The 3,317-nt window shown below is 56.2% G+C and carries 5 protein-coding genes; all 5 read right to left on the minus strand.

What is annotated here, in order from left to right:
* The coding region (locus H8Q75_RS03885) for a homocysteine S-methyltransferase family protein (RefSeq protein WP_297040679.1) at window positions 1–1,005 on the minus strand (1,005 nt) is incomplete at its 3' end.
* 136 nt (window positions 1,006–1,141) lie between these two features.
* Window positions 1,142–1,810, minus strand: a complete 669-nt coding sequence (locus H8Q75_RS03890; RefSeq protein ID WP_024124179.1) for a glycoside hydrolase family protein — start codon at window positions 1,808–1,810, stop codon at window positions 1,142–1,144.
* A gap of 10 nt (window positions 1,811–1,820) precedes the next feature.
* Complete coding sequence (locus H8Q75_RS03895) at window positions 1,821–2,483, minus strand: SDR family oxidoreductase (RefSeq protein ID WP_024124178.1); 663 nt, start codon at window positions 2,481–2,483, stop codon at window positions 1,821–1,823.
* A gap of 29 nt (window positions 2,484–2,512) precedes the next feature.
* Complete coding sequence (locus H8Q75_RS03900) at window positions 2,513–3,046, minus strand: LapA family protein (RefSeq protein ID WP_024124177.1); 534 nt, start codon at window positions 3,044–3,046, stop codon at window positions 2,513–2,515.
* Window positions 3,046–3,317: flavoprotein (locus tag H8Q75_RS03905; protein ID WP_365970654.1), on the minus strand; the 272-nt coding region annotated here is incomplete at its 5' end. The genes H8Q75_RS03905 and H8Q75_RS03900, both read right to left, overlap by 1 nt.

Raw genomic sequence — 3,317 nt, forward strand, 5'->3', positions numbered from 1 at the left:
GTCATAGGGCTGAGGACTGTAGATGGAGGCGGCAGCGGGAACTCGTTGGGGCGATCGCGCCTTGGGGGTCAGGGTCGCTGCAATTTCTGCCAGGGCTGCAATATGATCCGGCCGCGTGCCACAGCAGCCGCCAATCACTTGTACCCCAAAGTCTTCGACGAAGCGGGTTAGGGCCAGCCGCAATTCCATCGGCGTCAGCTTGTAGTGGGCATGGCCACCGATGTTTTCAGGTAAGCCGGCATTGGGAATACAGGAAATGACAAAGGGGGAGTGCTGCGAAAGGTAGCGGATGTGCTCCGTCATCAAATCGGGGCCAGTGGCGCAGTTGAGACCCAAAATATCAATCGGATAGGGTTCCAGAATCGTCAGGGCGGCGCCAATTTCCGAGCCCACCAGCATCGTGCCCTGCTGCTCCATCGTCACGGAAACCATCAGGGGGCGGCGTTCTCCCCGCTCCTGAAAGACGGCCATCACCCCATTGAGGGCTGCTTTAATTTGCAGGACATCTTGGCAGGTTTCAATGATAAAGAGATCCACCCCGCCGTCAAAGAGGCCAGCAGCCTGTTCGCGAAAGGCCCTGTAGAGGGTGTCGTAGTCAATGTGGCCCAGGGTGGGCAGTTTAGTACCTGGTCCCATCGAGCCGGCAACAAAGCGGGGTTTTTCGGGGGTGCTAAATTCAGCGGCCACGGATTTAGCAAGCACAGCGGCTTTCTTGCTGATTTCGTAGGCGCGATCGCCCAAATTGTATTCACTTAGAACAATTGAAGACGAGCCAAAGGTGTCCGTTTCAATGACATCGGCTCCTGCTGCCAAAAAATCGCGATGCACTTTGGCCACCGCCTCTGGCTGACTAATGACCAGATATTCGTTGCAGCCTTCGTACTCCTTGCCACCAAAATCCTCTGCCGTCAGGTTTTGTGCCTGAAGATTTGTGCCCATTGCGCCATCAAAGACAATGACACGACGGGGTTCTGCATGGAGATACTCAAGAAACGACATAGACATCTACCAAGGCCAGCCAATTTGCACCAGAGGGTTCTTTTGATTTTAATCTGTGGGGGCAAGGGAAAGCCTCTTTGTTACTGAGTGCATTGCAAGACCAGAATCAGCGATTGGAGCAGCCGTCGGCAGAGAAAATGAACTAGGGCGATGGGCTCCTCCCCGCAGATTGGGCGGTCTGGAAGGCGGCTAATTCTTGAGCCAACAATTGCTGGTAGATCTCTTCGAGGTAGGGCGTGATCCGGTTGCTCTCCATGCCATAGCCCAGACTGGTCCATGTATCCGACAGGAGGGCAAAGACCTCCTGTACTCGGCCTTCCCGCAGGAGCTGGGGAATATCGGCATTCCAAGCGGCAGGATCCGTGAGCCAGCGATAGACCACCTGATCCTGATACTCTGGGGCAAAGCTATAGCCCTGCCAAAACCAGCTTGGCGGTTGGGGATGATAGCGGGCGGCTTTTTCTTGCCAAGTGGTGGTGAGAAATTGATAGCGGCCGGCGGCGGTGGTACACAGGTGCTGATTGGCGCCTTGGCGAATGGGAATACAGCGATCGGGATGCTGGCTGAGGTCTTGGACGTGCTCCCCCCCATAGAGCAGCGTGTAGGGATTGGCATCATTGGCTTCACTGGCAGAAATGGTGCGCATCAGGGCCCGTACATAGGGATCCCCCCCCTGCATCACTAAGGGGGCAATTTGACCCGGCTGCCAGCGGTACCAGTACCACCAGAGAGCACTTGAACGCGTCCCCAAAAAGAAATAGCCTATCGCCACCAGACCGGCGATCGCCCCCAACCAACGGGAAAAGCGCATCAACTTATCCTCACACCGCCGCAACTGAGCGGAATAACTCTGGATAGGCCACCGGCGTCTGATCGGAACGGCTCACCACCTCAAAGATTTTGTTGTAGGCACTTGGCTCGCCCAAGGCTGCCACACAGATTTCTGCCACCCGCGATCGCGGGATACTGCCCTCAAAGAGGGTATCCGCTGGGGCAATGATCGGAAAGCCACCCTCATCGGTTTCCTTCAGACCCCCTGGCCGCACAATCGTGTAAGTTAGACCGCTTTCTTGGAGATAACGTTCTGCTTGCTGCTTCCAATACAAAATTAGCCAAAAAAGATTCAGGGGATGGAAAAATTGCGAGACACACAGCGACGAGACAAGAATAAACTGCTGCACTGGGGCGGCTTTGGCGGCATCCACAAGATTTTTGGTGCCCAGATAATCAACACTCAGGGGTTCTAGGGGGTTAAGACTGGGGCTAGCGCCCGTGGCACAGATCACTGCCTCGCAATCTTTAAGGGCGGGGGGAAGTGTCTGGGGTTGGGTGACATCGGCAGTACGAATCTCGACCCTTGGCCACCGCCCTTGGGCTTTGGCGGGGTTACGCACAACGGCAATTGCCTGATGCTCAGATGATTGTAGGGCACTCACAATTCGCTGACCGGTGCGGCCTGTAGCACCAACCACTGCAACCTTCACAGCAGATCCCTCCGATGCAACGCCTTTGATCATAGGGGAATATCCCAGTCTTCTTCATCCTCAGGGGGATTGTCGTTGGAGGGCGGCGGCGTCAGAATGCGGTATTCAGCATCCATAACTTGAGGGGGAGGCGGTGGGGCTTTGGCAGTGGCTTTGCGGGAAGGACGATATTGATAGGAGTAGGTTGTGGGGGGGCGATCTTGAATGTCTGGTTCAAGGTCTGGTTCGCGCGGGGCTGGCTCTGGCTCGCTAAACCAATCCTCGACATCGCCAGTATCCATCTCTGGCTCATCCAGCGGCGGACGCATCGAGGCATCCAGTTCAGGTTCAGGGGGGTGCGATCGCGGGGTTGGCCGCGCTATTGGAGCCGGTGTTTCGAGGGTTAACCAGAGTAAGCACTGGCCAGCCACGATCCCTGAAAGGGCGGCCACCACAATCCAAGCGGCAAGGGGAAGGGCCGGGGTTTGCTGTCCTAAAAAGCGCAGGGAGACCACCGGCTGCCAATTTTGGATGGCAAGTGTTGTCAGCAGGGCGATCGCCCCCAAATAAATCCAAGCACGCATTAGGAAAGGGGTCCTTGCCAACGTTGCAGAGGCACACAATCCAACCCTAACTGATCAAGGGCACGGGCGATCACAAAATCCACTAAGTCCTCAATGGTCTGTGGCCGGTGATACCAAGCAGGAATGGCGGGTACAATGCGCGCCCCGGCCATTGCCAATTGGGTCAGGTTTTGCAGATGAATGAGACTAAAGGGGGTTTCGCGGGGCACCAACACCAATGGACGGTGTTCTTTGAGGTGGACATCTGCCACCCGCTCTAGGAGATCGGAAC

The sequence above is a fragment of the Thermosynechococcus sp. OHK43 genome (assembly GCF_014466085.1).
Classification (GTDB): domain Bacteria; phylum Cyanobacteriota; class Cyanobacteriia; order Thermosynechococcales; family Thermosynechococcaceae; genus Thermosynechococcus.